The sequence below is a fragment of the Streptococcus sp. SC1 genome, assembly GCF_030272855.1.
Classification (GTDB): domain Bacteria; phylum Bacillota; class Bacilli; order Lactobacillales; family Streptococcaceae; genus Streptococcus.
Genome location: NZ_JAQCMU010000005.1, coordinates 86,967 through 112,373, shown reverse-complemented (window position 1 = coordinate 112,373; position 25,407 = coordinate 86,967). Strand labels below are relative to the sequence as shown.

General features: G+C 43.3%; 19 protein-coding genes and 1 pseudogene. 11 read left to right on the top strand and 9 right to left on the bottom strand.

The features are described 5' to 3' along the window. The first annotated feature begins 169 nt into the window (after positions 1-169). The 3 genes from PAN94_RS08125 to PAN94_RS08115 are packed head-to-tail and all read left to right on the top strand — an operon-like array spanning position 170 to position 2,527. Positions 170-1,219: a bifunctional glycosyltransferase family 2/GtrA family protein gene (locus PAN94_RS08125; protein ID WP_285875438.1), complete on the top strand. Its 1,050-nt coding sequence runs from the start codon at positions 170-172 to the stop codon at positions 1,217-1,219. Further along, a complete protein-coding gene (locus tag PAN94_RS08120) occupies positions 1,216-2,124 on the top strand; it encodes a phosphodiester glycosidase family protein (RefSeq protein WP_285875437.1) in 909 nt (302 codons plus the stop codon). Before PAN94_RS08125 ends, PAN94_RS08120 begins: the two co-directional genes overlap by 4 nt. Continuing rightward, positions 2,105-2,527, top strand: a complete 423-nt coding sequence (locus tag PAN94_RS08115; protein WP_285875490.1) for a hypothetical protein — start codon at positions 2,105-2,107, stop codon at positions 2,525-2,527. The genes PAN94_RS08120 and PAN94_RS08115 overlap by 20 nt, the downstream gene beginning before the upstream one ends. Before the next feature lie 136 nt (positions 2,528-2,663). Here the strand turns inward: PAN94_RS08115 and hutI are convergent, their stop codons facing one another. Then, entirely contained in the window at positions 2,664-3,929 is a 1,266-nt protein-coding gene (gene hutI, locus PAN94_RS08110) for an imidazolonepropionase (protein WP_285875436.1), read from the bottom strand. A 195-nt stretch (positions 3,930-4,124) separates the two neighbouring features. Between hutI and hutU the strand changes: the two genes are divergently transcribed. The 8 genes from hutU to hutG all read left to right on the top strand — a co-directional run bounded on the left by hutU (position 4,125) and on the right by hutG (position 14,268). Continuing rightward, positions 4,125-6,155 (top strand): urocanate hydratase, encoded by a 2,031-nt coding sequence (hutU, locus tag PAN94_RS08105; RefSeq protein ID WP_285875434.1) that lies wholly within the window; start codon positions 4,125-4,127, stop codon positions 6,153-6,155. A gap of 114 nt (positions 6,156-6,269) precedes the next feature. Next, a complete protein-coding gene (gene ftcD, locus PAN94_RS08100) occupies positions 6,270-7,169 on the top strand; it encodes a glutamate formimidoyltransferase (RefSeq protein WP_045634096.1) in 900 nt (299 codons plus the stop codon). Between the two features lie 14 nt (positions 7,170-7,183). Continuing rightward, positions 7,184-7,810 (top strand): cyclodeaminase/cyclohydrolase family protein, encoded by a 627-nt coding sequence (locus PAN94_RS08095; RefSeq protein WP_285875432.1) that lies wholly within the window; start codon positions 7,184-7,186, stop codon positions 7,808-7,810. Between the two features lie 66 nt (positions 7,811-7,876). Continuing rightward, positions 7,877-9,550 (top strand): formate--tetrahydrofolate ligase, encoded by a 1,674-nt coding sequence (locus PAN94_RS08090; RefSeq protein ID WP_285875431.1) that lies wholly within the window; start codon positions 7,877-7,879, stop codon positions 9,548-9,550. Positions 9,551-9,562: 12 nt separating this feature from the next. Continuing rightward, a complete protein-coding gene (locus PAN94_RS08085; RefSeq protein ID WP_285875430.1) occupies positions 9,563-10,162 on the top strand; it encodes a HutD/Ves family protein in 600 nt (199 codons plus the stop codon). 75 nt (positions 10,163-10,237) lie between these two features. Then, positions 10,238-11,590 carry an APC family permease gene (locus tag PAN94_RS08080; RefSeq protein WP_285875429.1) on the top strand — a complete coding sequence of 451 codons (1,353 nt, stop codon included), beginning with the start codon at positions 10,238-10,240 and terminating at the stop codon, positions 11,588-11,590. 5 nt (positions 11,591-11,595) lie between these two features. Continuing rightward, complete coding sequence (gene hutH / locus PAN94_RS08075) at positions 11,596-13,137, top strand: histidine ammonia-lyase (RefSeq protein WP_285875428.1); 1,542 nt, start codon at positions 11,596-11,598, stop codon at positions 13,135-13,137. Between the two features lie 141 nt (positions 13,138-13,278). Next, positions 13,279-14,268, top strand: a complete 990-nt coding sequence (gene hutG, locus PAN94_RS08070; RefSeq protein ID WP_285875426.1) for a formimidoylglutamase — start codon at positions 13,279-13,281, stop codon at positions 14,266-14,268. Between the two features lie 78 nt (positions 14,269-14,346). On the opposite strand, the gene PAN94_RS08065 is transcribed toward hutG, so the two are convergent. From PAN94_RS08065 to PAN94_RS08030, 8 genes and pseudogenes are all read right to left on the bottom strand, one after another. Beyond that, a complete protein-coding gene (locus tag PAN94_RS08065; RefSeq protein ID WP_285875425.1) occupies positions 14,347-17,376 on the bottom strand; it encodes an ATP-binding protein in 3,030 nt (1,009 codons plus the stop codon). 165 nt (positions 17,377-17,541) lie between these two features. Further along, positions 17,542-18,420, bottom strand: coding sequence for a methylenetetrahydrofolate reductase [NAD(P)H] (gene metF / locus PAN94_RS08060; RefSeq protein WP_125446353.1), 879 nt, complete (start codon positions 18,418-18,420; stop codon positions 17,542-17,544). Between the two features lie 103 nt (positions 18,421-18,523). Beyond that, positions 18,524-20,776, bottom strand: coding sequence for a 5-methyltetrahydropteroyltriglutamate--homocysteine S-methyltransferase (metE, locus tag PAN94_RS08055; protein WP_285875422.1), 2,253 nt, complete (start codon positions 20,774-20,776; stop codon positions 18,524-18,526). 376 nt (positions 20,777-21,152) lie between these two features. Then, positions 21,153-22,238: a HigA family addiction module antitoxin gene (locus PAN94_RS08050; RefSeq protein WP_285875420.1), complete on the bottom strand. Its 1,086-nt coding sequence runs from the start codon at positions 22,236-22,238 to the stop codon at positions 21,153-21,155. Next, a pseudogene (locus tag PAN94_RS08045) lies at positions 22,231-22,569 on the bottom strand (addiction module toxin RelE). The gene PAN94_RS08050 and the pseudogene PAN94_RS08045 overlap by 8 nt, the downstream one beginning before the upstream one ends. Before the next feature lie 142 nt (positions 22,570-22,711). Continuing rightward, positions 22,712-23,569 carry a hypothetical protein gene (locus PAN94_RS08040; protein WP_125383575.1) on the bottom strand — a complete coding sequence of 286 codons (858 nt, stop codon included), beginning with the start codon at positions 23,567-23,569 and terminating at the stop codon, positions 22,712-22,714. A 5-nt stretch (positions 23,570-23,574) separates the two neighbouring features. Then, positions 23,575-24,849 (bottom strand): DUF262 domain-containing protein, encoded by a 1,275-nt coding sequence (locus tag PAN94_RS08035; RefSeq protein WP_125383574.1) that lies wholly within the window; start codon positions 24,847-24,849, stop codon positions 23,575-23,577. Positions 24,850-24,868: 19 nt separating this feature from the next. Further along, the gene (locus PAN94_RS08030; RefSeq protein ID WP_502963017.1) at positions 24,869-25,396 is read right to left on the bottom strand and encodes a restriction endonuclease subunit S; all 528 of its coding nucleotides are present in this window, start codon (positions 25,394-25,396) and stop codon (positions 24,869-24,871) included. Between the last annotated feature and the right edge of the window lie 11 nt (positions 25,397-25,407).

The window sequence follows — 25,407 nt, the reverse complement described above, 5'->3', positions numbered from 1 at the left end:
TAACGAATTACCGATTTCTGTCCCACTCTCAGTTTTTTTATTTTGTCCTACGAGATATTTTCCCCACTTTTTCCTTAAAGAAGATTTAACTTTTTCTTAAAGATAACTGATATCAGCTAGCTTTAAGCCGCAATCTGTATACTTTCTACAAATCATCTAAGAAAGAGGTATGGATATGGACTATCTAGTGATTCCGGCTTACGAGCCCGATTATAATTTGATCAAACTGATTCAAAAAATTCAGAGCAAGAGTGATTTTCATATCATTGTTATCGATGACGGTAGCTCAGCCAAGCGCCAGACAGTCTTTGAAAAGGCTGGACAATATGCGACTGTCCTCCATCACGAGAACAATCAAGGCAAGGGGCAAGCGCTGAAAACTGCCTTCACCTACATCCAGTCTCTGGGTCAATACGGAACGGTTATCACAGCAGATGCGGATGGCCAACACAAGGTCTGGGATATTTTCCATGTAGCGAGCAAAGCTTCTGAAAATCCCAATCAGCTGATTCTGGGCGCACGCGCCTTTACTGGCAAGATACCTCTGCGTAGCCGCTTCGGCAACAGCCTAACTCGGTCTCTCTTCAAAGCCCAGACTGGGGTGGGTGTCTCCGATACGCAGACCGGTTTACGGGCCTTTACGACTAACATGATTCCCTTTATGCTGAAGGTAGAAGGCCAGCGCTATGAGTACGAAATGAACATGCTCTTAGAAGCCAGCAAAGAATATCCCATTTTGGAAGTGCCCATTGAGACGGTCTATATCAATGACAATCAAGGATCGCACTTCCGACCTGTTAGAGATGGGCTCATGATTTATAAAAATATCTTTAAATTTGCCCTGACCTCTCTCAGCAGCTTCGTCGTGGACTACATTGTCTACGCACTGGCTCTCTTATTTTTAGCTGCTGCCCCAACCAGTCTGAGAATTCTCCTAGCCAATGGGATTGCCCGCGTGACCAGTTCGGTCTTCAACTACTCGACCAATAAAAAACTGGTCTTTAAGAACGACGACAGTATACTCAAGACAGGAACTGGCTATTTCAGCCTAGCTCTGGTGCTCTTTATCCTAGACACACTGCTGATTCGCCTCTTCTACGCTGTCTTTGGTCTCAATCTTCTGATTGTCAAGATCATCGTCGGACTGCTGCTTTTCACCGTCTCTTGGATGGTACAAAAGAGATTTATTTTTAAGGAAAGGACACACACTGCATCATGAAATTTTTAAAGAAAAGCTATGCCTACGCCTCGATTTTCGGGCTACTTCTGACAGCTTCTTTCAGCTACTCCATGCTGAAAACCTTCGTCATTGCAGAGACCATTTCCACGGTTTCAAGCGCAAGTTCGTCGTCCAATGCCGAGGCTGCCAGCAAGGCCGCTGAAACAGCAACAGTGACAGATACCAGCTATTCAGACGATAACATCTCGGTTACGCTGACTGAAAAGACCGTCAATAATACTCAAGTCTACGTTGCCGATGTGACCGTCAGCTCCGCTGAATACTTGAAAACAGCCCTTGCCAACAACACCTACGGGACCAATGTCACGGCCAAAACTTCAGAAACAGCGGCTAATAACAAGGCCATCCTAGCGGTTAACGGCGACTACTACGGTGCCAATTCTACCGGCTATGTCATCCGCAATGGTGTCGTCTACCGTGATACCGTCCGAGAGGACGCCAGTAATGGGGACTTGGCCATTTACAAAGACGGCTCCTTTAAAATCATTTACGAAAATGAAATCTCTGCCGACCAGCTAGTCGAAGACGGTGTGGTCAATCTCCTAGCCTTCGGACCAGCCCTCGTAGAAAATGGCGAAATTGTCGTGAATACCAAGTCCGAAGTTGGCCAGTCTATGGCTTCCAATCCACGGACATCTATCGGCATCATTGACGAAAACCACTATATCATCATCGTTTCAGACGGACGCACTTCAGAAAGTCAGGGACTTTCCCTCTATGAAATGGCAGAAATCATGAAATCTTATGGCGTCAAGACTGCCTACAACCTTGATGGCGGTGGCTCATCCACTATGTACTTCAGCGGTCAGGTCATCAACAAACCTACCACCAACGGAAATATTTCAGAAAGGGCGGTGAGTGACATTGTCTACATCGGTTACTAATCCCAGCAAAAAACGTTTCAAAAAAACAGCTGTTTCCTACATGCTGCTAACGATTTTCTTCTTTGCTTTCAGCAGAATCTATGAATCCTTCAGCTTCGGGGAAACATCTGTCCACATGCACTATCTCTTTGCTCTTCCTCTCGTTGGGGGCAGCCTCCTCCTGCTCTTCATGAAAATAATTCCCAATCTCTCTCGGCTCAGCCTCAACCTCTGGAACTCAGCTGTAGCCGCCATGACAGCCGGCATGCTCTTTCGTGGCATTGTCAATCTATCTGGACGCTCCACGACACTGGACATACCCTACTGGTATGTAGGAGCAGGCTTTGCGTCTCTAGCTCTATTCTCCATGGTCTTTACGCGCAGTGTGTGGGTAGATAATAAAGGGACCAGCTCAATGTCCTAATCTCATAAAAAAACAGAAAGGTCGTGGTGTTTAAGCCACGGCCTTTATTGAACACAAATCTGCTTTTTCTATAATCAACAATAGAACTTCTAAGAAAATCTTTGCTATCACATGGAAATGAGACCAACTTGTAAAATTAGACGATTCTACCCTGATCAACAACCAACTTGCCTGCCTTGTAAACCTGATGGGTCAGGTTAGTCGCAAAGAAATAAAGTGGATAGTCAATATTCTTAGCGTCTAGGATGGTAATGTCAGCCTGCTTGCCAGTATCAAAGCTGCCAATCCTATCTTGGCGGTTAACTGAGTAGGCCGCATTGATAGTTACAGCATTGAGAACTTCCACTGGCGTCAGGCGCATCATAAAGCAGCCCAGCTGCATGACGAATTGCAGGTTAGCTGTCGGACAAGAGCCAGGATTGCTGTCAGTAGTCAGGGTAATGGCCATACCAGCTTCCAGCATCTTGCGGGCTGGTGCATAGGTATCTTCCATCAGACTGAAGGTAGTCGCTGGCAGGAGATTGCCGATAACCTTGGCTTCTGCCATCTTGCGAATGCCCTCATCGGTCGCTACCATCAAGTGCTCTGCACTAGTTGCTCCCAGTTCAGCTGCTACATCTACCCCACCGATAGATTCGATTTCATCAGCATGGATGCGGAGCTTGAAGCCCATTTCCTTAGCCTTAGAAAGCAAGTAGCGTGACTCGTCAGCTGTAAAGACGCCTTTTTCACAGAAAATATCACAGAACTCAGCTAGATTTTCTGCTTTTACCCGAGGCAGCATTTCCTCGACGATAAGCTCCAGATATTCCTGAGAGCGTCCCTTGTATTCTGGTGGAACGGCGTGGGCAGCCATAAAGGTAGAAACGAGATCAATCTCGTGGTCACGGTCCAGAGCCCCAACGACATCCAGCTGGCGCTTCTCTGTTTCCCAGTCCAGACCGTAGCCACTCTTAGCCTCAACAGTCGTCACCCCATGCAGCAGCATATAGTCCAGCAGTCTCTTGGACTTATCATAGAGAGTGTCAAAAGAAGCTTCTCTTGTCGCTCGGACTGTACTGAGAATTCCGCCGCCTTGAGCAAGAATTTCCAGATAAGGGACTCCGGCTAATTTCTTAGCAAATTCATGCTCCCGGCTGCCGCCATAGACCAAGTGAGTGTGACAGTCGATCAAGCCAGGTGTAGCAATCTTGCCCTCATAAGACTGAATCTTAGTATCTGGTCCAACTAGACTGGCATTCGGCTCTCCACTACCAACAGCTAGGATTTTACCGTCTTTGACTGCAATGTAGCCGTCCTCCAAGACCTGAGCTTCCTTCATCTCCTCACCAAAAAGGGGGTGTCCGAGATCCTTGGGACAGAAGACTTGATCAAAGTGAGTTAATAGTAAATCAGCAGTCATGCTTGTTCCTCCATTCATTTTCCAACTTATTCGCTTTTCATCATAATACACTATCGTCAAATTATAGTCAAAAACCAATATATATTGGATATATTGATATTTTTTATCTTTAGAAATATTTTCTTGACTTTGTACCGACGGCGCTGTTATAAAATAAGGTCAAATCTTAAGTTATTTTACAAGGAGGAAATAAACATGTCATTCTACAGCGAACAAGATATTGCAGCAGCAATGACCGTCAAATTAGACGATGTATTACCTGAAAAAACGGTTTTCCAAGAAGGCATCCGTCGAGCACCTGACCGGGGCTTCCGTTTGACTCAAGCTCAGACCGAAATTGCTCTTAAAAATGCCCTTCGCTATATTCCAAAGAGATTCCATGAGGAAGTAATTCCAGAATTCTTAGAAGAACTGAAGACTCGCGGACGGATTTATGGCTACCGCTGGCGTCCAAAAGAACGCATCTACGGTAAACCAATTGATGAATATAAAGGGAACTGTACTGCAGCCAAAGCTATGCAGGTCATGATTGACAACAACCTGAGCTTTGAAATCGCCCTTTATCCTTATGAATTGGTTACCTACGGAGAAACTGGATCTGTCTGCGCCAACTGGATGCAGTACAACCTGATCAAGAAATACTTGGAAGTCATGACCGACCATCAAACTTTGGTTGTAGAATCTGGTCACCCGCTCGGACTCTTCAAATCCAAACCAGAAGCACCTCGCGTTATCATCACTAATGGCCTCTTGGTCGGTGAATACGACAATATGAAGGACTGGGAAATTGCAGAAGAAATGGGCGTGACCAACTACGGTCAAATGACAGCTGGCGGCTGGATGTACATCGGCCCTCAAGGTATCGTCCATGGTACTTTCAACACCCTCCTCAATGCTGGACGTTTGAAACTGGGTGTAGCTGACGACGGCGACCTGACTGGCAAACTCTTCATCTCTTCTGGTCTGGGCGGTATGAGTGGAGCTCAAGGGAAAGCAGCTGAAATCGCTAAAGCAGTAGCAATTATAGCTGAAGTAGACCAATCTCGGATTGAAACTCGCCACTCCCAAGGCTGGATTAGCCAATTGGCTGAAAGTCCAAAAGAAGCAATCGACTTGGCTCAAAAAGCTCTGGAAGCTGGCGAATCAACTTCTATTGCCTATCACGGTAACATCGTAGACCTCTTGGAATACGTCAACGAACATAACATCCATGTGGATTTGTTATCTGACCAAACTTCTTGCCACAATGTTTACGACGGCGGCTACTGTCCGGCTGGTATCAGCTTTGAAGAACGGACTCGCCTCCTAGCTGAAGACAAGGAAAGCTTTGTTAAGTTGGTTGACCAAACCTTGGAACGTCACTTCAAGGCAATCAAGACCCTGACTAGCAACGGCACCTACTTCTTTGACTACGGTAATGCCTTTATGAAGGCAGTCTATGACTCCGGCATCAAGGAAATTTCTAAGAATGGCTTTGACGACAAAGATGGCTTCATCTGGCCATCTTATGTAGAAGATATCATGGGGCCAATGCTCTTTGACTATGGTTATGGTCCTTTCCGCTGGGTATGTCTGAGCGGTAAGCACGAAGACCTAGTCGCCACTGACCATGCTGCTATGGAAGTGATCGACCCTAACCGCCGCTACCAAGACCGCGACAACTACAACTGGATTCGCGATGCAGAAAAGAACCAGCTGGTTGTTGGAACTCAGGCTCGGATTCTCTACCAAGACTGTATGGGTCGTGTCAATATCGCCCTCAAGTTCAATGAATTAGTACGCGAAGGCAAGATTGGTCCTGTCATGATCGGCCGTGACCACCACGATGTATCTGGTACTGACTCTCCATTCCGTGAAACTTCTAATATCAAGGACGGTTCTAATGTTACCTGCGACATGGCTGTGCAATGTTACGCTGGTAATGCAGCTCGTGGTATGAGTCTGGTAGCTCTCCACAACGGTGGCGGAACTGGTATCGGTAAAGCAATCAACGGTGGCTTTGGCTTGGTACTGGACGGCAGCGAACGCATTGATGAAATCATTAAATCTGCTATCGCTTGGGATACAATCGGCGGGGTTGCACGTCGTAACTGGGCACGTAATGAGCATGCCATCGAAACAGCTATCGAGTACAACCGTCTCCACCAAGGAACAGACCACATTACCATTCCGTACTTAACTGACGAAGATTTGGTCAAAGAATCTGTTAAGAAATTGTTCGAATAGGAAAAACTTGTCCCCCAACTTCTAAACTGAGCTAGGCCTCACACCTAGCTCAGACGGAAGTTCCACTTTATTCACTCTGTAATTTTAATAACATATAACACGAGGTAATATCTTATGGCAAAAATTGTTGAATGTATTCCTAACTTTTCTGAAGGCCGCAATCAAGCGGTCATTGACGGTCTAGTGGAAGTAGCTAAGAGCGTGCCAGGCGTAACACTTTTGGACCACTCTTCTGATGCCAGCCACAACCGCAGCGTCTTTACCCTGGTCGGTGATGACCAAAACATTCAGGAAGTTGCCTTCCGTTTGGTTAAATATGCTTCTGAAAATATTGACTTGACCAAACACCAAGGTGAACACCCTCGTATGGGCGCAACTGATGTCCTGCCTTTTGTACCGATCAAGGACATCACAAGTGAGGAATGCGTAGAAATTGCGAAGACCGTATCTGAGCGAATCAATCGTGAGCTCGGTATCCCTATCTTCCTCTATGAAGATGCAGCGACTCGTCCAGAGCGTAAGAACTTGGCTAAGGTTCGTAAAGGACAGTTTGAAGGCATGCCTGAAAAACTCTTGGAAGCTGACTGGGCGCCTGACTATGGTGAAAGAAAGATTCACCCAACTGCTGGTGTCACTGCTGTTGGTGCTAGAATGCCGCTCATCGCCTACAACATCAACTTGGATACAGACAATCTGGAAATTGCCAACAATATTGCCAAAGTCATCCGTGGTTCAAGCGGTGGTTACAAGTACTGTAAGGCTATCGGTGTAATGCTGGAAGATCGCAACATTGCTCAGGTTTCTATCAACATGGTCAATCTGGAAAAATTCCCACTCTATCGTGTTTTTGAAACTGTTCGCTTTGAAGCCAAACGCTATGGAGTTGGAATCCTCGGCTCAGAAGTTATCGGTTTGGCTCCAGCCAAGGCTTTGATTGACGCAGCAGAATACTATCTGCAAATCGAAGACTTTGACTATGGCAAGCAAGTTCTGGAAAACCATTTGCTGGGCTAGGAGGACAGAAACCTATGAACTTAGTAGATTTAAGCTTGACAGAATTTGCTCAAGTCCTAGGCTCAGATGCTCCTGCACCAGGAGGTGGATCTGCCGCTGCTCTTTCCGCAGCGAACGGTATTTCCCTGACTAAGATGGTCTGCGAATTAACCCTAGGCAAGAAAAAATACGCAGAATTTGAAGCAGAAATTGCTCAAGTGCATGCAGAAAGTGCCCGCCTGCAAGAAAGCCTGCTCGCAGCTATCGACAAGGACACTGAAGCCTTCAATCTAGTCTCCGCCGTCTTTGATATGCCTAAGGAAACAGAGGAAGACAAGGCTGCCCGTCGGGAAGCGATGCAGCAAGCCCTCAAGGAAGCTACCAAGTCACCTTATGGCATGATGGAAGACATCTTGGCTGCCCTGCAAACAACTCAAAAGGCTGTTGGCAAGTCCAATACCAATGCAGCAAGCGACCTGGGAGTTGCAGCTCTCAACCTTAAGGCTGGCCTGCAAGGAGCTTGGCTCAATGTCCTCATCAACCTGTCAGGTGTCAAGGATGAAGCATTCGTCGCAGACTACCGCAGCAAGGGTGAAGAACTCCTGCAAAAAGGCTGCGCCCTAGCCGATGAAATTTATCAAGAAATTTTGAAAGTTGTCTAATAAATAGACGGAAGAGAAGCTCACTCTTTCCTGTGAATGGACTTCCTCTTCTCAAGAGGTAACAATATGGTTTTATCAGATATTGAAATTGCCAATTCGGTTCAAATGAAGCCCATCAAAGAAGTGGCAGAAAAGCTAGGAATTGCTGAAGACGCCTTGTCTCTTTATGGAAATTACAAGGCAAAAATCAGTGCCGGCCAACTAGAAGCTCTAAAAGACAAGCCAGACGGCAAACTGATTCTCGTGACCGCTATTTCTCCAACACCAGCTGGAGAAGGTAAGACTACGACTTCTGTCGGATTGGTCGATGCTCTAGCTGCTATCGGTAAAAAAGCCGTTATCGCTCTGCGGGAACCTTCACTCGGACCTGTCTTTGGTATCAAGGGCGGAGCTGCTGGCGGTGGGCATGCTCAGGTTGTGCCTATGGAAGACATCAACCTCCACTTCACTGGTGACTTTCATGCCATCGGTGTTGCCAACAACCTGCTGGCGGCCCTCATTGACAACCATATCCACCATGGAAATGCCTTAGGCATCGACTCTCGCCGCATCACTTGGAAGCGGGCAGTGGATATGAATGACCGGCAGTTGCGCCACATTGTGGATGGCTTGCAGGGCAAGGTCAACGGTGTTCCGCGTGAAGACGGTTTTGACATTACAGTTGCTTCTGAGGTTATGGCTATTCTCTGTCTGTCAGAAAATATCACTGACCTCAAGAACCGTTTGGAAAAGATTATCATTGGTTACAGCTTTGAAGGAAAGCCAGTAACTGCTAAGGATCTGAAAGCTGGTGGCGCTATGGCTGCTGTGCTCAAAGACGCCATCCATCCAAACTTAGTTCAAACTCTGGAACACACACCAGCCTTGATTCACGGCGGACCTTTCGCCAATATTGCCCATGGTTGTAACAGTGTCCTAGCTACCAAGCTGGCTCTCAAATATGCCGACTATGCAGTCACAGAAGCTGGTTTCGGTGCTGACCTCGGTGCTGAAAAATTCATCGATATCAAATGCCGTACATCTGGTCTTCGCCCATCTGCTGTAGTTCTAGTTGCTACCATCCGCGCTCTCAAGATGCACGGTGGTGTGGCTAAGAGCGATCTAGCTGAAGAAAATGTCCAAGCTGTTGTAGACGGACTGCCGAACTTAGAAAAACATCTGGAAAACATTCAAGATGTTTATGGCCTGCCAGCAGTCGTTGCCATCAATAAATTCCCGCTGGATACCGAAGCAGAATTGCAAGCAGTTTATGACGCCTGCCAAAAACGTGGCGTTGACGTCGTGATTTCTGATGTCTGGGCCAATGGCGGAGCCGGCGGTAAAGAGTTGGCTGAAAAAGTCGTTGAACTGGCTGAAGGAGACAATCACTTCCAATTTGTATATAATGAAGAGGACTCCATTGAGACCAAGCTGAACAAAATTGTTACTAAGGTTTATGGAGGTAAGGGCGTTCGCCTGACTCCTGCTGCTAAACGCGAACTCAAACAACTGGAAGAGCTGGGCTTCTCCAACTATCCTATCTGTATGGCTAAGACTCAGTACTCCTTCTCAGACGATGCTAAAAAACTGGGCGCTCCTAAAGACTTTGTCGTGACGATCAGCCAGCTTAAAGTTTCTGCTGGTGCGGGCTTCATCGTTGCTCTGACTGGTACGATCATGACCATGCCAGGACTGCCTAAAGTACCAGCCAGCGAAAAGATTGATGTTGATAAAGATGGCAATATCAGCGGTTTGTTCTAATCATTACAAAAAATGGCAAATATAACTCTTCTAAAATCAAACGATTTTCAAGTTTCCGATTGGTCGGGGGGAAAGACAAAACAGCTTTATCTTTCCCCGCCAACTGGCCACTATGGCAAGCGTGACTTTGACTATCGGCTCTCAACAGCGACTGTGGAGTTGGCTGAAAGTCAGTTTTCTGACCTCAGCGGCTTTCACCGCATTCTCATGAGCCTGGACCACACACTTCATCTCCACAATGCCAGTCGGCAGGAGGAAACGGTTCTAGCTCCCTTTACCCCCTATTTTTTCGAAGGGAGTGATTCTATCACAAGTCGTGGGACTTGTACCGACTTTAACTTAATCTACAGCGACCATTATCAGGGACAGATGCTTGCCATCTCAGATAGAGAAGAGCTTAGTCAAGATGAAGCAATTCAATTTATCTATGCCTTGAGTGATTTGATGGTGACAGGAACAGGCCTGCCATCGCTTAACCTAGAGACAGGGCAACTTCTGATAGTGGAAAAAGAGGCTCAGGAAACTGAGCTGCAAATAATGTTTTCGAGTAACCAGCCACAGGGAACGCCCCTTGCTATATGGGCTGGTTTGACCCATATCCCTACTAAGTAAAGATACAAGGATGTCCTATCATCGTTCTATCTTTACTTGGAAAGGATCCCATATCTCTAAAGGAGAAACATTATTATGAATGCGACTAAACTCACTGCACAAGAACAAGAGCGAGAAAATGCGAAATTCAGCTTTTCTGGCGCTACTCTCTATGGTATCAATGCTGTTATCGGTTCAGGAATTTTCCTCCTGCCTCAAAAGATTTATAAAGGACTGGGGCCTGCTTCTCTAGCTGTCATGCTGGGAACTGCCCTCCTCGTTATTCTCTTAGCCGTCTGCTTGGCAGAAACTGCTGGTTATTTTAATAAAAATGGCGGAGCCTTCCAATATTCCAAAGCAGCCTTTGGGGACTTTGTCGGATTTAATGTTGGCTTCCTAGGCTGGGCGGTTACCATCATCGCTTGGTCAGCAATGGCAGCAGGATTTGCGAGACTTTTTGTCATTACTTTTAAATCCTTTGCCCCCTATGAACTTCTGCTCAGTGTGAGCCTGATTATCCTACTCAGTCTGATGAATATATCAGGTCTTAAGACCTCCAAAATGTTCACATTGACCGCGACTGTAGCCAAGCTCATCCCAATTGTCGCTTTCAGTCTATGTGCGATTTTCTTCATCAAAGGAGGAATTGACAAAGGAAACTTCACTCCGTTTCTTCAGCTAGAACCTGGCGTAGATATCATGAAAGCCATCTCTAGTACAGCAATCTATATTTTCTACGGTTTCATCGGATTTGAAACCATGTCTATCGTTGCTGGTGAAATGCGCAACCCAGAAAAGAATGTGCCTCGGGCTATTTTGGGCTCTATCAGTATTGTCTCTGTTCTCTATATGCTAATTATCGCAGGAACTATCGCCATGTTAGGCAGCCGTATCCTGCAAACAGATGCATCTGTGCAAGACGCCTTTGTCGAAATGATTGGCCCTGCTGGAGCATGGATTGTTTCTATTGGAGCGCTGATCTCTATTGCTGGACTTAACATCGGGGAATCTATCATGGTTCCACGTTATGGTGCAGCCATTGCAGATGAAGGCTTGTTGCCTAAAAAAATCGCTGAAACCAATGCTAAAAATGCCCCTGTAATTGCCATTATTATCTCCGGACTTTTGGCCATCGCCTTGCTCTTTACAGGAACATTTGAAGCATTAGCGGCTCTCAGCGTAGTCTTCCGCTTCTTCCAATACATCCCAACTGCTCTAGCCGTATTGGTATTGAGAAAGAAATATCCAGATAAGAAAGTGGTCTTCCGCGTTCCATTTGGTCCTGTCATCCCAATTTTAGCGGTCCTAATCAGCCTCGTCATGATTTGGGGTGAAAATCCAATGAACTATGTCTATGGTCTCATCGGTGTCCTTGTCGCCAGCGCAGTCTACTATATTTATATAGTACTGATTTGTAAAAATAAAGTTCTTGAACAAAAAGGAGAATGAATCTTATGACACATGTAATCAATTTGGATGGCGAACACCTTACTTTAGAAGATGTCATTGCAGTAGCTCGTCATGGAGCTATATGCGAAATCAACCAAGAAGCTAAGAAATCTGTAGAAGCTTCCCGCAAAATCGTGGATGACATCGTTCGCGAAAAGCGGGTAGTCTATGGCGTTACGACTGGATTTGGCTCCCTCTGCAATGTCAGCATCTCGCCAGAAGATACGACTCAGCTGCAAGAAAACTTGATTCGCACCCATGCTTCAGGATTTGGCGATCCTCTTCCTGAAGATGCAGTTCGTGCTATCATGTTAATTCGGATTAATTCTCTGGTCAAGGGCTATTCTGGTATCCGTCTCTCTACTGTCGAAAAACTTCTGGAATTGCTCAATAAAGGCGTCGTGCCATTTATTCCAGAAAAAGGCTCTCTCGGCGCCTCTGGCGACTTGGCACCGCTGGCTCACATGGTGCTTCCTATGCTAGGACTGGGCCACGCATACTATCAAGGTCAACTGCTCTCTGGACAAGAAGCTTTGGACAAGGCTGGTATAGAGAAAATTGCTCTAGCAGCCAAGGAAGGGCTGGCACTGATTAACGGAACGACTGTCCTGACAGGTATCGGAGCTCTGGCTACCTACGATTCCATCCAGCTGCTTAAATTGTCAGATGTCGCTGGTGCCCTTTCCATGGAGGTCCACAATGGTATTACCAGTCCATTTGAAGAAGACTTACACACCATTCGACCTCAGAGCGGTCAGCTAGCTACAGCCCGCAATATCCGCAACCTTCTAGAAGGCAGTGGCAACACAACCGTAGCCACTCAACAACGGGTCCAAGACCCTTACACCCTGCGTTGTATTCCGCAAATTCATGGTGCCAGCAAGGACTCTATCGCTTATGTCAAGACCAAGGTTGAGATTGAGATCAATTCCGTTACAGACAACCCTATCATTACTAAGGAAGGCCATGTTATCTCAGGCGGTAACTTCCACGGAGAACCAATGGCTCAGCCATTTGACTTCCTCGGCATCGCTATTTCTGAAATCGGTAATGTAGCCGAGCGTCGTGTAGAACGTCTGGTCAACAGCCAACTGAGCAAGCTTCCATCCTTCTTGGTCAAACATCCAGGACTCAACTCTGGCTTTATGATTACCCAGTATGCTTGTGCTTCGCTTGCTTCTGAAAACAAGGTTCTGGCTCATCCAGCCAGCGTAGACTCTATCCCATCTTGTGAAAACCAAGAAGACTTTGTCAGCATGGGAACTACTGCAGCACGCAAGGCAGCTGAAATTCTCAAGAATTCTCGCCGCATCGTGGCAACAGAAATCATGGCAGCCTGCCAAGCTCTGGATCTGAAACCAGAAAACCATGAACTTGGTAAAGGAACCAAGCCAGCCTATGACCTCTTCCGTCAGCATGTCCGCTTTATTGAGTTTGACAAGGACATCGAGATCTACGAAGAACTCAACAAGGCTTCTGAGCTGATTGAGAGCGATGAATTCCTAGCAGCCGTTGAAAAGGCTGTGGACTTGAGCATTCAGTTCTAAAGCTGATGCCTCTGTAAAAAGCTAACATAAGAAGCCCGCTCTCATGCAGCTGGGCTTCTTTTCCCGCCAAAAGTCATTGACAGGCTTAGCGGAAACTCTTATAATAAAGTCGCAAGTATCGTTATCAAAAAGGACAAAATTATGTTAGAAGATTACTATCAGCTAGACAACCATTACTATCAGCGAGGTCCAGAAGACAATCTATATACTGCTAAGTGGGGCATGGTCATTGAGTTTCTGGACTTAAATGATCCTAACTTAACTCCTTTTGAAGGGGTGAACTTTGCCCTGATTGGCTTCAAGAGCGACAAGGGTGTCTATATCAATAACGGCCGAGTGGGGGCTGTCGAAGGACCACAAGCTATCCGAACTCAGCTGGCCAAGCTTCCTTGGCATCTAGGTAGAAACGTTCGAGTATTTGACGTTGGCGATATTGACGGGCCTAACCGCTCTCTGGAACAACTGCAGCAAAGCTTGGCGCGAGCAATCAAACGCCTGCGAGAGCTTAATCTCCGACCCATCGTTCTAGGCGGCGGTCACGAAACAGCCTACGGCAACTATCTAGGTCTTAAGTCGTCACTAAATCCTGGCCAAAACTTAGCTGTGATCAATATGGATGCCCATTTTGACCTACGCCCCTACGATCAGACGGGCCCCAACTCCGGTACCGGTTTTCGTCAAATGTTTGATGATACCTTAGCTCAGAAACAGATCTTTAACTACCTCATCCTAGGGATTCAGGAGCACAATAACAATCTCTTCCTCTTTGACTTTGTAGCCAAATCTAAGGCTATCCAGTTCCTGACTGGAATGGATATCTACCAAATGGGTCACAAGGAAGTCTGCAAGGTAATTGATGCTTTTCTAGCCGATAAAGAGCAGGTTTATTTAACCATTGATATTGACTGCTTTGCAGCTGGCGCTGCTCCTGGTGTCAGTGCCATCCAGTCGCTGGGGGTAGACCCCAATCTGGCTGTGCTGGTCTTCCAGCACATCGCTGCTTCAGGCAAGCTAATTGGCTTTGACATCGTCGAAGTCTCTCCCCCTCACGATATAGACAACCATACGGCTAATCTAGCGGCCAGTTTTGTCTTTTACCTGACCCAAATCTGGGCACAAGTACATGACTGATGGGCATTTAAAAACTTCATTACAAACATCAAAAGAGGATGAACATTGCTTTCATCCTCTTTTATTTGTGTTCAATTCTTAAGACAAGGTACGGCGTAAGTTTTCTAATTCCTTTAGTTGATGACGATCCCGGTAGGGATTGAGCTGACTTTTGGCTGTTTCATAATAAGTTTCAAAGTCCTGAGCTAATAAATTTTCAAAACCAGCTTCTTGCCAGCTGCCAGTCAGCTGGCGATACTTGATCACAGCCATCAGATAGTAGATCAAGCCCTTGTCCCGCGGATTGCCATAGCGATTCATGAGACTATCCTTTTTCCGCAGCAGATCAAGCACTGGCTGATAATCTCCCTTCTCGCAGCCAATCAAGGCCAAATAAACTTCCAGCTGGGTCTCCTTCCAAGGAAAGCTGAGCGACCTCAGGGCTGCTTTCGCTTTCAGCAAGATTCGCTCCGCCTGTTCATAATCTTTTAACTGATAATAAGTCAGGCCCAAGCCTATATAGAAAGCAAAAATCGAAGGCTCTGCTGTTTTATTTTCCGTCAGCTCAATGGCTTCCTTCTGATGAGCCAGCGCTGTCGTGAAATTCCCGCGAATCTGTTCAATCTCTGCCAGATAATCTAGAGCCGCCGCAATCTGAATCGAATACTTAGAGCGCAACGAAGCCGTCAAACTAAAGCAATCGATAGATTGGTAAAGATGGCGGAGTGACTGCTCCTCATCTCCAATCATGAGATGATAAAGTCCCTTGAGTCGAAGATTCATTGCAATAGCTTCATGATTATTGGCCTGAACTGAAGCATCTAGGGCCAACTCCGTATAGTAGCGCATCTCAGGAATATTCTCCGTCTGGATGCAATAGTAAATCATCTGCCGATAGCCTTCTAGGAGAAACTCCATCTGCTGCAGCTCTTTAGCAGAAGCAATCACCTGCTGGATGTTATCCATTCCCTGCTGGTAATTCCCCGTCCGGATAGCATAGCGCCCTTCCAGATAGAGAAAGCGGAGAACCAATAACTGAAAATCTTTGTGATTCTGGTGTTTTCTCTCTAATCCTTCTATTTCCCGACGGATACAGTCAAACCGGTCCAAAACTGCGGACTGATTGCTATCATCCGTCTTTTCGATAAAGCCAAACTCCCGCGAATAAATCGGAAAGAGCTCATGATGAAACTGCAAGGTAGCCTCGAGATAATGCAACTCATACTCCAGAGACTTAATCGGCTGCTTGGACAACTTATAATGATAGGCAATATCATTGAGCAGCTGAGCATGATAGAGAGAGGCTCCCAGCTGGTCTTCCATGCCTTGGGCAATCTGGTGATGTAGCATCCGCTTCTTGGCAAGGGGCAAGCGCTCATAAGCATAAATCCGCAAAAGCTCCTGGCTGAACCGTAAAACCAATTCCTCCTGTTCCTCTTCTATTGAAAGCTGTTTTTGCCCAAATCCTTCAGCAATTTCGACCACTTCTTCCACAGATAGGCCTAGCAACTTAGCTAAGAGTGCTACCGAAGCTGGGGAACTAAAGCAAGCCAGATAGTCAACCAATTCCTCCTCCTGGCTGCTCAAATAGCCTAATTTCAGAGATAGTTTTGCTTTAATAACTGAGGTTAATGGCTGGAATTTTTCACCTCGCAAAAGCTGCTCCGCATACTCCGACAGAAAGAAAGGGATGCCCTGACTGACCCGATAAATAGCCGCAAGCCGTTCTTCAGATATAGCTAACTGTCCAGTCTGGGCCTGTAAATAAGCCGCACTTGCCTTAAAATCCAGTGGCTGCAGTTCAATGCAGTCTAGCTGACTACGAAGCAACAAGTGATTGAAAAAGCGGCCAAGATAGGGTGGCGTACTCAGATGCTTTGTCAACACAAAAGCTACTGGATAATCCCTCAAATGGTTCATAACCTGCTCTAAAACAGCCACACTAGCCTCATCCATCCAGTGACAGTCCTCAACCAAGATCACCAAAGCCTTTTTCTTAGAAATCTTTTGCAAAATATCCAACACAAACCGAGCCAGACGATCTGTATTCAGCTCAAGATCCGAAGCTTCACCTGCCATCATCGGAAAATAACTATCCAAAATAACCTGCCACTGGCTGGTCGAAAGGATCTGATGCTGAATGACTAAGTCGCCCAAGCCATCAAGCAGACTGCGCCAAGGCTGCAATCCGACCGTCATTTCTTCCTTGAAGCACTCTGCCATAACAATCTGGAAATACTTGGTCTGATTAGCCAGTACTTGTCGGGTCACTGTCCGTTTACCGATGCCAGTACCACCGACTAAGAGCAGCGCACGAAGTTCTTGCCTCTCTAAAATCTTAGAAAAATAAGATTCCAAACGCTTGATTTCATCCACTCGACCAAAAAAGTGGTCTGTATTACGTAAAAATTGCTTGATCTTACGCTCACTGCGATCCTTGGCCATCACTTCATGATACAGCTGTTGAATTGCTTCATTCGGACTAATGCCCAATTCCTTGTCCAAGAGATTGACCAATTTATAATAAGTCTCAATCACCTTACCAGGTCGATCATTCTCCTGATAGAGCTTCATCAGCAGATGATAATTCTTCTCATCAAACTCATCAATACTGATCATACGACGCAGATTTCGCTCTGATTCCTCCAAATTCGACGGATCTTTTTCCAACTTTTGGTAGCAAGCCTGGATATAGAGCTGCTCATATCGCGTCCGCATCTTGGACACCCAATAGTCAAAGGCTTCACTGTCCTTGAGATAAAAGCCCTGCAGAAAATCACCCTGATAGAGCGACAGATACTCCGCTGGATGGTCCGTGAAAAGTTCTACATCGCTTTCAATCGCACACTCGGGATTAAGCGATAGCACAGTCCGGTTGGGAGCAATAATCCATTCTCCACCCAATAGCTTGTTAGCCTGATAAATGGTATTCCGCAGATTCTTTTTGGCGGTCTGATTATCCTTGTTTTCCCAGAGGATTCCTGCAATCTCCTCCCGATTGACTGTTCCATTGATATGGAGATAATAGAGCAAAGCATTGATTTTAGCAAAAGGAAAAAAGACTTCCTCTTGATTGAGAAAGATACTCGGACTTCCTAGTAATTTCAACCTCAACAGATTTTTCGACATGCAAACGCCTCCAAGAAAGCTTATAAAACTAATATAAACAAAATAAGACATTTTAGCAAGCAAGAAAAAACGACTCTATCATTTATCAGCTTCTAAATGATCAAAATCTATAAACAAAAACCACTAAACAGCAAATGAATCTGATTAGTGGTTTCTTCATTCATCTTAAAAAGATTGAACGGATGGGGTATGGTTAAAGAGCGCATGGGTCGCCTTATAGATATGGTAAGCTGTAGCCGCGTTATTCATCGTATAGAGATGGATCCCTGCTACATCATGGGTCACCAAATCAACAATTTGATCCACCGCATAGGCTAAACCAGCTGTCCGTAGGGATTCTGGATCATGTTCATACTTATCCAGAATAGCCTTGAATTTGCGCGGAAGATGAATATTCTCACACGTTTTCAAAAGACGAAGCGCTTGGTTTCGGTTAAGAATAGGCATGATCCCTGCATGAATCGGAACATCAATCCCAGCCAAGGTACACTTATCTTGGAAATCATAGAAACGTTCATTGTCAAAGAAGAGCTGAGTGACAAGACTAGAGCAGCCCGCATCAACCTTTTTCTTTAGATTCTGAATATCTGAGATCTGGTTTGGTGAGTCTGGGTGACCCTCTGGATAGCAGGCACCGATGATGTCAAAATGTGGTGCTTCTGTCTTGATATACTCAATCAAATCAGTCGCATATTTAAAATCATCCTTAGGCGCCACATCCGGAAAAACATCTCCTCGCAAAGCCAAAATCTGATTAACCCCAACACGATCCAGAGCCTGCAAGATATTGGATACCATTTCCTTGGTTAGATAAACAGCTGGCAAATGGGCAATCGTCGGAATCTCAAGGTCATTGGAGATGAACTCAGCCAAACGAACCGTTGTCTCCTCAATATCAAATTTATTATTGCTGGCAGTCACACTGATAAAGTGGGGAGCCAGATCTTGCATCTCCCTCAACGCCTGAAAAATCTTATCATTGCCTACTGCCGGATTAGGAGGAAATACTTCAAATGAGAGACTAGGAGTTTGGCGATTCACCATAGAGATAAAATTCCTTTCAATCTACTAACTATCAGCCTATAACAAACCTGCAAACAGCTTTGTTGCAGGTTTATCAGAGCTGAGTTTAAATGTAGAAATAATATTAATTCAGTTTTTGTCTAGCTGCTTTAGCCGCTTCTACAAGGCGGATCAAGCTTTCTTTTGTTTCTGGGATACCACGTGTTTTCAAACCACAGTCAGGGTTGATCCAAACTTTCTTGCTTGGAACTTTAGCAAGGATGGCTTCGATTGTGTGGTCGATTTCGCCTTCGTTTGGCACACGAGGTGAGTGGATATCGTAAACCCCAGGTCCCACTTCTGTTTGGAAGTTTTTCGCTTTGAGTTCGTCCAAGATTTCAAGGTTTGAACGGCTGGCTTCAAAGGAAATAACGTCCGCATCCATGTTGTCGATAGCTGGGATGATATCTGTAAATTCTGAGTAACACATGTGAGTGTGGATTTGCGTATCAGGCGCTACTGTTGAGTGTACCAAGCGGAAGGCTGGAATTGCCCAGTCAAGGTAGTCTTCGTACCAGTCACTACGACGAAGTGGCAATTTTTCACGAAGAGCAGCCTCGTCGATCTGGATAATCTTCACGCCAGCAGCTTCAAGGTCAAGCACTTCGTCCTTGATAGCAAGGGCGATTTGAAGAGTTGAGTCCTTGATAGAGATGTCTTCACGTGGGAATGACCAGTTAAGGATGGTAACCGGTCCAGTCAACATACCTTTGACAGGTTTGTCAGTACGGCTTTGCGCATAGCTAGACCATTTAACAGTGATTGGGTTGAGACGAGTCACATCACCCCAGATAATTGGTGGTTTCACCCCACGCATACCGTATGATTGTACCCAACCATTCTTAGAGAAGAGGTAACCTGACAAGTTTTGACCGAAGTACTCAACCATGTCGTTACGCTCGAACTCACCGTGTACAAGCACATCAAATCCAACTTCTTCTTGCCATTTGATCCATTCATCAATCGTTTCAGCAAGGAAGGCATCATATTCTTCTTGGGTCAATTCACCCTTGCGGAAGGCCAAGCGTTTAGCACGAACTTCCTTAGTTTGAGGGAATGAACCAATCGTTGTTGTTGGGAGAGCTGGCAGTTTGAATGCTTCTTCTTGGATGGCTTCACGTTCTGCAAAGGCTGGCAAACGAGTGTAGTCAGCATCTGTCAAACCAGCAATACGCACACGAAGTTCTGCATTTTCACCCACACGCTCAGTCGCAAAGAGTTCTTTGTTAGCAGCAAGAGCTTCTGCACCTTGACCGTTGCGGATAGCATCCAAGTCACGAAGTTCTTCCAATTTTTCAACTGCAAAAGCAAAGTGGTTCAAGATAGCTGGCTCAAATTCTTCGTTAGCTGTTGTAAATGGCACATGAAGAAGTGAGCATGAGCTTGTCAATACGATTTTTTCAGCTGGGATTTGCTCAAGAACAGCCAAGCTCTTTTCGTAGTTGTTGCGCCAGATGTTCTTACCATTGACAATACCCGCATAAAGAGTCTTGTCAGCTGGGAAGCCACCTTTAACAAGCTCAAGAGTTTTCTTACCTTCAACGAAGTCTAAACCGATCGCATCTACTGGCAAGTTGACAAGGTCAGCGTAGACGTCACGAACGTCCCCAAAGTAAGTTTGAAGCAAGACCTCAAGGCCTTTTTTATCAGCTAAAAGTTTGTTGTAAATGTTCAAGAAGAGAGCTTTTTCTTCAGCTGTCAAGTCTTTGACCAGAGCAGCTTCGTCGAGTTGGATACGAGTTGCACCAAGTTCAGCTAATTTAGCAAAAACTTCTTGGTAAGCAGCTACAAAGCTGTCTACGAAGTCTTCTGCTTTCACGCCGTCTTCAAAGTCTGACAATTGAAGGAAAGTGAATGGGCCTACAAGAACTGGACGAGTGTTGAGGCCAAGTTCTTTTGCTTCTTGGAACTCATCAAAAATCTTGTGACCTGCAAGTTTAACTTGAGTGTCTTTTTCAAATTTAGGAACGATATAGTGGTAGTTGGTGTTGAACCATTTTTTCATCGGAAGGGCACGCACATCCCCTTTTTCACCTTGGTAACCACGCGCCAAAGCAAAGTAACGCTCCAAGTCAGTCAAATCCAAGTTTTGAACAGAAGCAGGAACCACGTTGAAAAGGAAAGCTGCATCTAGGAAGTTATCATAGTGAGAAAAGTCATTTGATGGGATTTCAGTGATGCCTTTTTCTTTGACAATGTTCCAGTGCTTCGCACGCAAGTCTTTCGCTGCTGCCAAGAGTTCGTCTGCTGAGATTTCATTTCTAAAGTATTTTTCAGTTGTAAATTTTAATTCGCGGAATTCACCCAAACGAGGGAAACCAATGATAGTCGTTGACATAAACGTCCTCCAAAAATTGTTGTTGAAACTATCTTAACAGAAAATCCGCCCTCTGTATAATTGGAATTTCCCAGAGTTTGATATAGTTTAAAACTATATCACTATTATATACAAAAGAAAAAGATTTGAGACACGTGTCTCAAATCCTTTTTTTGCTTGTTTTTAAGTTACATACTACTTTATAGATTAAAACAGGCTATCGCTAATTCTTATAAACAACTATGACTTGTTATTAGAAAAGACTATAGGTTATCTAAATTTTGATCTTTTTGATTTCTCTTATCGCTTTTTAATAAAATGAGCGAATCAATTGGAGTCCACTGCTAACTATACTAAACTTTAAGCATCTTTTCATCTTCTAAAAATTTCCTGACACTTAGGATACAAAGTAATAATTTTCTTTTAGTTCTCGGAAACGATCAAAACTGAGAATGCCCTCATTTTGTAATCTTCCTAGAACAATACTCGGGTGAATATTTATTTCTTCAGCAAATTGAAGGATGTCCGACTTATCAAAGTTTCCTTTTTCTACAAAAGTTTGATAGTCTTCAGGGTTTATCAAAAGATCTTTTGCAAACTGGTCTGCCTCTTCCTCAGAACGTCGGTATGAGTCACTGTTTCCGTCTTCAGATGAAAAATCATTCTCCAGAATGTGCCCAATCTCATGGAAAAGTGAGAACCAGAAAATATCGGATGCCTTGTTTCGGTCTGTCAATAATAGCAAGGCACTACCATTGCTGAATTTTTTTGTAGCACCATTCAAATTAGCATTTGCCAAAGCAGGTAGACCGACTAGAACAACACCACAGTCTAGCAAGATATCATACAAGCGTTGAGGAAAGACTTCTGGATCTTGCCTAGTTAACCCTCTCAAAGCAGGCAGATTTTTCTCTAGTTTTCTACGATTGAGCTTAGTAGTCGTTTTATCACGCGCCTTTTTAGATGCCAACTCCAGCATGATATTGGAGTTGACTATACTTTTAGGCGTAAACTCACGTGTATTCCGATAACTCACTAGATGATTGAAAGTTAAGAGGTTTTCTAAACTCGACACACCTAGGATCTTTCGAAGCTCGACAATCTTTTCTTTCAAAGTATAGCGTTTGTCTGGAACGTAACCTTCTTCCTTAAAATACTTGAAATCAATCATCTCACAGATTTCTTTCTCGCTACCTTCTTCTAGCTCTTTTTGTTCTACAATCTCTGCAACTTTTACATCATAAGCATTTTGAAGATTGAGCCAAGTTTGCATGGAAACTCCGCTTAGCTTGGCTAACTTATGAGCCGTTTCTTTACTAATGGACTCCTCAGCATTGACGATCTTGCTGACAGTCTTTGCTGAAACTCCCAAACGCTCCGCAAATTCTTTCTGCGTTACGTTATAATCTTCAATCAACTCACTGACATACTGACCTGGATGAAAAGCAATCAGGTCTTTGTATTCAACAATTTTATTACTCATAGTGATTGCTGACCTCCTCTATTTTTAGGGTTTCGATTTCAATGGGACTGGAAAAGACCTTTTCTAGGTCCTCCTCACGAAAACCGACAATCAAACGGTAGGAACTCCTTCGACCATCTATATCCAAAGCAAACTGACCCTATCTCTTTCCCTTGAGTTGGTGAAAGTGATATTTAGGAAAAGCTGTTACACTAGCCAAAGAATCTGCCGCTTCCAAAAAGTTGATCAGCTGATGCAACTTTACAGCAACCTTATCCGAAAAATCCTTTTTCGCTCGCCTCAGCTCTGTGCACTGCTTCTCAACAGTTTTGTTTGTATAGATAAGCTTCATATGTCCCTTTCCGTATAATTAAATTACCTTTTAGGTAATTTAATTATATCATCTTTAGACAATAAAAACCAGCCAAAAGTTGATTTGGCTGGGATTGTTTTAACCACAAATTCTAAAAGTTCAAAAATTCTCTTGACTCTATTTACTCCTTTTTTCTTAACACAAATTTAATTTCTTCTAATCTAGCTTTTAAAGTGTTATTTGATAACCTCAAATCTAAAGTTTGATATTTTTTAGACTGTTCAAAAATTTCATTATAAACACTTGAAGTACATTCTAACTGACTTTGATAATTCATGATACTTTTTAAATTGTTCTTAAAATCTTTCAATTTATTTTTATAATATGGAGAACGAATATTAAGTTTATCCAACTGGCTTTTCATCGTATCAGAATCTAGTATAAGTTTTTGTAACGACAGCCTTGATTCTAAATTGCTTTCAATATTAATAAATTCATTTAATAAAAAATCTAAACTAGGTAAAGATCTTTCAACATATTCTGAAATACTAAAATCAGGCCTAATACTATTATGAGCATATTTATGCCTTGCTTTTATTAACGAATCATGTATCTTAGTGAAATCACCATCAGTGTTAAATAACAAGAAAATTAATTTTTTGTCATTAGTCTGAATATACTTATCTAAAACATCTTTTTTTATGTCTTCAAACCGCGACCTAGGGCTGTATTTATTTCTACGGAAACTATTTTTCAAAAATTTTTCTAAATGCTTATTATCATTTGAGGACTCAACAGTCAAAATTGAAAAAACTAATTCTTTTACTAGTTGTTCTGAAAAAGTATAGTATTCAATCATCAAATTTAATTCACTCGATTCATATATAGTCTTCAAATCTGTATAGTCAATTTCAATTTCTTTTGCAAAATTCCGATGTTTCTCTGGATCATCTGCAAGACTTCCATCTATTTTCTGTACTCTCTCCAGTGTTTCCTTTAATCTTAATAAACGATTTTTAAATTCATTATAATCAATCATTATATTTACTTTTCTAGCATTCCTTCAAAAATCTCAAATCTCTTTTTAATTGATGATACACTCCCAGTACTTGTAGAAAATGGATTATGCGATTCATCTAATAGATAACCATCGAATAACTGTCCCATATGATTGATATACTTCTCATTAAAATTATCAGGAAGTTTATATCCACCAAATACCATAACCCCTAACAGAGATTCCAAAATACCAAAATTTAGAATACCTTCAATATCTCGATTCGCGTTCACTCTTCTAAATAATTTTTTTGCTTCAAAAAATTCTAACAACTGATCTAAGGAACTAAATAATTTGCTAATTACTTCTTCTGAAATACTTTCTGATTTCTTTTGTTCCCCATATTCATCTAGTATATTTTTAATACCTTGTTTGCTAGATTTAAATTTCCCGTAGTATATATCTGACATTGCTAGAATTCTAAGGAACGCTTCTACATGAAGATCTTTTTTAATCTGAGTTGAAGTAAACAATGATAGGTAATTTTCTGATCGACTTGCAGCGCTATACAATGACTCTATAAATGGACCATAAGCTAACGACTTTCTTATTTGCATGCCATTTAATTTTTCTGAACCAGTATTAATTCTTTCAAAAATTAAATATTTTGAACTAAAATCACCTGGGTTCAGCTGTTTAAACTCTACTAGAGATATAGTACTTCTACGAATTTTTCGTTGGTACTCCTCTGGTAGTTCCTTAAAGGATTTTCCAGCAATTTCAGGAAAAACATTCTTTCTTGATAATCGACTTTTTATATTTTTTTTATCGCTTTTAATACCTGTCCATGGGTGCCCCTCTATAAAGTTATATAATGTAGTTAAACGTTGATAACCATCAATAATCTCGTATCTATTATCATCTACTTCCAAAAGGAAAAGAGGGGGTATGGGAAGACCTAGTATAATCGATTCAATCAGCCTAGAACTCTTAAGTGATGTCCAAACAAACTTCCTTTGCATTTCAGGTTTCTCAATTTCATTATGTTTGAACATATCAACTAGTTCACCAAATGAACGATTACTTACCCAGTGCTTTATTCTAAATCCTTCAGGAACAACATCTTGTTCCTCATCATCTAAATCAGCAAAAGCTTCTTCTACATCTTCTAAAATTTCATCTGAAATTTCTAAGCCATTACTTTTAACTTGACTGTAAAAATCATCTACACTAGAAGCATTAATTGAGCCGTCATAGCCCTCTAATTCCTCTGTATTCACTGCAGTAATTTCATTGTCTGCAAAAAAATAAAAGAAAAACATAAGCACTCCTTAAAATATCTTAATCTGTATAATTTCCCACCTTCACCTGTCCATTCATCAGCATTGGTAAGAGCCAGTCGCGAAGTTGGGTGAGTTCTTGGTTTTGGTTTTCTAGAATCTGTTGTTTTAACATTATGGGTTGTAGTTTGGCATCTAATTTTGAAATAATTTCAATCTGTGGAACTACAATCTTAGCCTGCTTTAAATGGTCCTGAGTAATATGTCCCATAGTTGTTTTTCTCAACTCAGCAATAGATTTAAACACCTTCAAATAACTTTTCAATTCAAAGTAAATGAAGGATTTTGGATAAGTGTCCGAAGTAACTTTAAAAATATGTTGATTTAAAGCTCCTCTTTCTTTCCCCCAGATTACAATCTCTAATGTTGCAGACCAAGAAAATAATATGTCTCCACTCTCTACAACTGCTTCTGTAGGAATATCTAATCTCGCTTTTTCGGTATCCTTTGTGAAGCCATTCATCATTTCTCTAATTTTAATGACAGGAAGGTAATCATCCTCATTTGTATCTGGTCTATATTTTTGCATAGCTAGTCCAT

Coding starts and splice junctions, on each gene's coding strand:
- PAN94_RS08125 (WP_285875438.1), top strand. CDS start 170: ATGGATATGGACTATCTAGTGATTCCGGCTTACGAGCCCGATTATAAT.
- PAN94_RS08120 (WP_285875437.1), top strand. CDS start 1,216: ATGAAATTTTTAAAGAAAAGCTATGCCTACGCCTCGATTTTCGGGCTA.
- hutI (WP_285875436.1), bottom strand. CDS start 3,929: ATGACTGCTGATTTACTATTAACTCACTTTGATCAAGTCTTCTGTCCC.
- hutU (WP_285875434.1), top strand. CDS start 4,125: ATGTCATTCTACAGCGAACAAGATATTGCAGCAGCAATGACCGTCAAA.
- ftcD (WP_045634096.1), top strand. CDS start 6,270: ATGGCAAAAATTGTTGAATGTATTCCTAACTTTTCTGAAGGCCGCAAT.
- PAN94_RS08095 (WP_285875432.1), top strand. CDS start 7,184: ATGAACTTAGTAGATTTAAGCTTGACAGAATTTGCTCAAGTCCTAGGC.
- PAN94_RS08090 (WP_285875431.1), top strand. CDS start 7,877: ATGGTTTTATCAGATATTGAAATTGCCAATTCGGTTCAAATGAAGCCC.
- PAN94_RS08085 (WP_285875430.1), top strand. CDS start 9,563: ATGGCAAATATAACTCTTCTAAAATCAAACGATTTTCAAGTTTCCGAT.
- PAN94_RS08080 (WP_285875429.1), top strand. CDS start 10,238: ATGAATGCGACTAAACTCACTGCACAAGAACAAGAGCGAGAAAATGCG.
- hutH (WP_285875428.1), top strand. CDS start 11,596: ATGACACATGTAATCAATTTGGATGGCGAACACCTTACTTTAGAAGAT.
- hutG (WP_285875426.1), top strand. CDS start 13,279: ATGTTAGAAGATTACTATCAGCTAGACAACCATTACTATCAGCGAGGT.
- PAN94_RS08065 (WP_285875425.1), bottom strand. CDS start 17,376: ATGTCGAAAAATCTGTTGAGGTTGAAATTACTAGGAAGTCCGAGTATC.
- metF (WP_125446353.1), bottom strand. CDS start 18,420: ATGGTGAATCGCCAAACTCCTAGTCTCTCATTTGAAGTATTTCCTCCT.
- metE (WP_285875422.1), bottom strand. CDS start 20,776: ATGTCAACGACTATCATTGGTTTCCCTCGTTTGGGTGAATTCCGCGAA.
- PAN94_RS08050 (WP_285875420.1), bottom strand. CDS start 22,238: ATGAGTAATAAAATTGTTGAATACAAAGACCTGATTGCTTTTCATCCA.
- PAN94_RS08040 (WP_125383575.1), bottom strand. CDS start 23,569: ATGATTGATTATAATGAATTTAAAAATCGTTTATTAAGATTAAAGGAA.
- PAN94_RS08035 (WP_125383574.1), bottom strand. CDS start 24,849: ATGTTTTTCTTTTATTTTTTTGCAGACAATGAAATTACTGCAGTGAAT.
- PAN94_RS08030 (WP_502963017.1), bottom strand. CDS start 25,396: ATGCAAAAATATAGACCAGATACAAATGAGGATGATTACCTTCCTGTC.